4 protein-coding genes and 1 pseudogene are annotated in these 4,175 nt (G+C 68.3%); 3 read left to right on the top strand and 2 right to left on the bottom strand.

From position 1 onward, the window contains the following. Together ACWELQ_RS39960 and ACWELQ_RS39955 are read left to right on the top strand one after the other, a co-directional pair. Positions 1-256, top strand: a pseudogene (locus ACWELQ_RS39960) (heavy metal translocating P-type ATPase); the annotation flags it as partial. Positions 257-337: 81 nt separating this feature from the next. Then, positions 338-859 (top strand): hypothetical protein, encoded by a 522-nt coding sequence (locus tag ACWELQ_RS39955; protein WP_452402201.1) that lies wholly within the window; start codon positions 338-340, stop codon positions 857-859. A gap of 101 nt (positions 860-960) precedes the next feature. Here the strand turns inward: ACWELQ_RS39955 and katG are convergent, their stop codons facing one another. Beyond that, entirely contained in the window at positions 961-3,159 is a 2,199-nt protein-coding gene (katG, locus tag ACWELQ_RS39950; protein WP_452402200.1) for a catalase/peroxidase HPI, read from the bottom strand. A 55-nt stretch (positions 3,160-3,214) separates the two neighbouring features. Further along, complete coding sequence (locus ACWELQ_RS39945; protein ID WP_452402199.1) at positions 3,215-3,655, bottom strand: Fur family transcriptional regulator; 441 nt, start codon at positions 3,653-3,655, stop codon at positions 3,215-3,217. A gap of 323 nt (positions 3,656-3,978) precedes the next feature. On the opposite strand from ACWELQ_RS39945, the gene ACWELQ_RS39940 reads away from it, so the two are divergent. Next, positions 3,979-4,175, top strand: a 197-nt coding sequence (locus tag ACWELQ_RS39940) for a hypothetical protein (protein WP_452402198.1), incomplete at its 3' end; no start/stop codon positions are given.

Raw genomic sequence — 4,175 nt, 5'->3', positions numbered from 1 at the left:
TGACGATCTGGGGCGGTTGCCGTTCGCGGTGGCGTTGAGTCGCCGCAGTGCGGCGATCATCCGCCAGAACTTGACGGTCGCGTTGGTGATCGTGGCGGGTTTGGTGCCCGCGACGTTGATCGGGTTGCCGATCGGTCCGGCGGTGTTCATTCACGAGGGTTCGACGTTGCTGGTGGTGGCGAATGCGTTGCGGCTGCTGCGTTTCCGCCGTGGTCAGGAGCATGCGGGGATCGAGCACGAGGCGCGTCCGGCCTGAGTGTGCGGTGCGCGGCTGGCCTTGTGGTGGCGGCCGCTGGCATGATCGGTGGGGGTGAGTGTGTCGGGAAGGGGAAGCTTCATGACGGCGTCCGCGGGCCGGATTCAGCGGCTGCGCAATCTGATCGAGCATCCGCGCACGGGGGAGGCCGAGCGTGCGGCCGCGCAGCGCATGCTGGAGCGGATCCTGGGCAGTGGGCAGGAGCGTGCGGTGGTGGGGGATCGCAGTTATGGGGAGCGTCATCACCGGGTCGGGCGGCATGCGGGTTTGGCGCGGATCGCGGATATGGTGCGGGAGGACATCGCGTTGGCGCGGGTGTTCGCCGAGGCGGTGGTGGCGGGAGAGTTGGCTACCCGCAACGCGGTTCGGGATGCGCCCGCAGACCTGTCCTACACGGTGGACACCCCGTTCGACGCGGGTATCCGGGTGACTGTGGCGCAGGTGCCGCCGGAGTGGGGTTGGGACGGGATCGGTGTCGAGTCCGAGGCGCTGCGGCGGTTGCGGGCGGAGTTGAGCGACATCATGAATGCCTACAACCATGACGGTGAGGATGTCGGGCAGCGCTTTCACGGCCGGGTCGAGGTGCACGCGGCAGGGGAGTAGCCCGTCCCGGGTCGAATGCTGGTGCCGCCCGGTCGGTTTCGCGGTGGAACGGGCGACGCCCCCGGACCGTGTGGGTCCGGGGGCATCGATCGTGGTGAGACTTACGCGCCGGTGAGGTCGAAGCGGTCGAGCTCCATGACCTTGGTCCAGGCGGCGACGAAGTCGTTGACGAACTTCTCCTTGGAGTCGTCCTCGGCGTACACCTCGGCCAGGGCGCGCAGCTGCGAGTTGGAGCCGAACACCAGGTCGACGCGGGAGGCGGTCCACACGGTCTCGCCGGTGGTGCGGTTGGTGCCGACGTAGCTGGAGTCCTCGGCGTCGACGGGCGCCCACTTGGTGGACATGTCGAGCAGGTTGACGAAGAAGTCGGTGGACAGCACGCCGACCTTGTCGGTGAACACGCCGTGCTTGGAGCCGCCGTGGTTGGCGCCCAGCACGCGCAGGCCGCCGACGAGGACGGTCATTTCCGGCGCCGAGAGGGTCAGCAGGTTGGCCTTGTCCAGCAGCAGGTACTCCGCGGGGATGCGCGTGCCCTTGCCGACGTAGTTGCGGAAGCCGTCGGCCGCGGTCTCGAGCGCGGCGAAGGACTCCACGTCGGTCTGCTCCTGGGTGGCGTCGGTGCGACCGGCCCGGAAGGGGACCTCGATGTCGAATCCGGCGGCCTTGGCGGCCTGCTCGACACCGGCGTTACCGGCCAGCACGACCACGTCGGCGAAGGAGACCGGCTTGCCGAACCCGGTCTGGATGCCCTCGAGCACCCGGATGACCTGGGCGAGCTCGTCGGGCTGGTTGACCTCCCAGCCGGCCTGCGGCTGCAGACGGATACGGCCGCCGTTGACGCCGCCGCGCATGTCGGAGCCACGGTAGGAGGACGCGGCCGCCCACGCGGTCGAGATGAGCTGGGAGACGGTCAGACCCGACTCGACGATCTTGGCCTTGAGGGCCTTGGCGTCGGCGTCGGAGATCAGCTCGTGGTCCACGGCCGGGATCGGGTCCTGCCACAGCAGGGTCTCGGCGGGCACCTCGGGGCCGAGGTAGCGGACCTTGGGGCCCATATCGCGGTGGGTGAGCTTGTACCAGGCCTTGGCGAAGGCGGCCGAGAGCTCTTCGGGGTGCTCGAGCCAGCGGCGGGTGATCTGCTCGTAGATCGGGTCGACGCGCATCGACAGGTCGGTGGTGAGCATGGTCGGCAGCTTGGCCGGGCCGTCGAAGGCGTCGGGGATGATCGCTTCGGCGTTCTTGGCGACCCACTGGTGGGCGCCGGCGGGGGACTTCGACAGCTCCCACTCGTAGCCGTAGAGGGTCTCGAGGAAGCTGTTGTCCCACTTGGTCGGGGTGGGGGTCCAGGTGACCTCGAGGCCGGAGGTGATGGCGTCCTTGCCGACGCCGGTGTTGTAGGACGACACCCAGCCCAGGCCCTGCTCTTCGAGCGGGGCGGCTTCGGGCTCGGGGCCGACGTTGTCGGCCGGGCCGGCGCCGTGGGTCTTGCCGAAGGTGTGGCCGCCGACGATCAGCGCGGCGGTCTCTTCGTCGTTCATGGCCATGCGCGCGAAGGTCTCGCGGATGTCGATGGCGGCGAGCTGCGGGTCCGGGTTGGCGTTGGGGCCTTCGGGGTTGACGTAGATCAGACCCATCTGGACCGCGGCGAGCGGGTTCTCGAGGTCGCGCTTGCCGGTGTAGCGGGCGTCGCCGAGCCATTCGGTCTCCGGGCCCCAGTACACGTCCTCTTCGGGCTCCCACTGGTCGACGCGGCCGCCGGCGAAGCCGAAGGTGTCGAAGCCCATGTCCTCGAGGGCGACGTTGCCGGCGTAGACGATGAGGTCGGCCCACGACAGCTTCTTGCCGTACTTCTTCTTGACCGGCCACAGCAGGCGACGGGCCTTGTCGAGGGAGGCGTTGTCGGGCCAGGAGTTGAGCGGGGCGAAGCGCTGCATGCCGGCGCCGGCGCCACCGCGGCCGTCCTGCACGCGGTAGGTGCCCGCGGCGTGCCAGGACATGCGGATGAAGAACGGGCCGTAGTGGCCGAAGTCGGCGGGCCACCAGTCCTGGGAGGTGTGCATGACCTCGACGATGTCGGCCTTGACGGCGGCCAGGTCGAGGGTCTTGAACTCGGCGCGGTAGTCGTAGCCCTCGTCCATGGGGTTGGCGACGGCCGGGTTCTTCTGCAGGATCTTCAGGTTGAGCTGGTTGGGCCACCAGGCGCGGTTGGTGCTGCCGCCTTCGGCCGGGTCGGTCTGGCGGCCGTGAGCGACGGGGCAGCCGCCGGTCTCGGCGGGGGTGTCGAGGTGGGCTTCAGACACGGTTTGTCGTCCTTCCAGGTAGGTGATCGGGGCTGTCGATCACGAACTGTGATCGCTACTTCTGTTGTGTTGCCGCTGTTTTCGAGCAGTCGGGGCATAGGCCCCAGTAGACGACCTCGGCTTCGTCGAGCGCGAAGCCGTGGCTGTCGGACGCGGTGAGGCAGGGTGCGTCGCCCACGGCGCAGTCGACGTCGGCGATCTGACCGCAGGAGCGGCACACCACGTGGTGGTGGTTGTCGCCGACGCGGGTCTCATACAGTGCGACCGACCCCATGGGTTGGATTCGCCGCAGCAACCCGGCGGTGGTGAGGGCTCGCAGGACGTCGTAGACGGCCTGGTGGGAGACCCCGGCGAGGTTTTGGCGCACGAAACCGAGGATCGAGTCGGTATCGGAGTGGGGGTGCTCATGTACCGCAGTCAGCACCGCGAGCCGCGGTGCGGTCACACGCAAAGCGGCCCCGCGCAACATGCGCTCGAAATCCGTAGGCGTGGGCACGACCCACACTCTGCCCGTTTTTCTGGAATGAATCAAGTCTTGATCGCTCGGGTCGGAGACATTCCCGTCAGCCTCACGACAACGATCACGCCCGGGTTCACCCGGCCCCCACTTTCTGGGGCACAGCGGGGGAGCCGAGGGTGTTAACGCTTTGCCCGAAGATACCCGGAACAGGGCGTTTCGGACCAGGGTACGGCGAAGGACGGTGCAGCGCAGCGGATTACGCAAACCTCTGCTCACGCTGGACCGTAACGGGGAGACACAGGGTTCGATGTGGAGCTTGCACACGAACGGCAGGCAGTACCGAACTTCGAGGGGATCTCATGCGGATCAAGTCCATGGCCGTCATCGCATTCGCCGCGGGCGTCGCCATCTCCGTCAGCGGTTGCGACCCGAACACCTCCGCCGGACCCGCCACCACGTCCCCGGCAGCACAAACCACCCAGCCGACAGCGTCCAGCCCCGGCGGCATCGACCACGACGGACCCGGCGCGGGAGCACCCATCACCACCACCGCGCC

This window comes from Nocardia sp. NPDC004722, assembly GCF_053601505.1.
The sequence above is the reverse complement of the archived record's forward strand: the minus strand, read 5'-3'. Positions and strand labels throughout refer to the sequence as shown.

Bases quoted from the DNA above. Each gene is read 5' to 3' on its own strand.
- ACWELQ_RS39955 (WP_452402201.1), top strand. From the start codon at position 338: ATGACGGCGTCCGCGGGCCGGATTCAGCGGCTGCGCAATCTGATCGAG.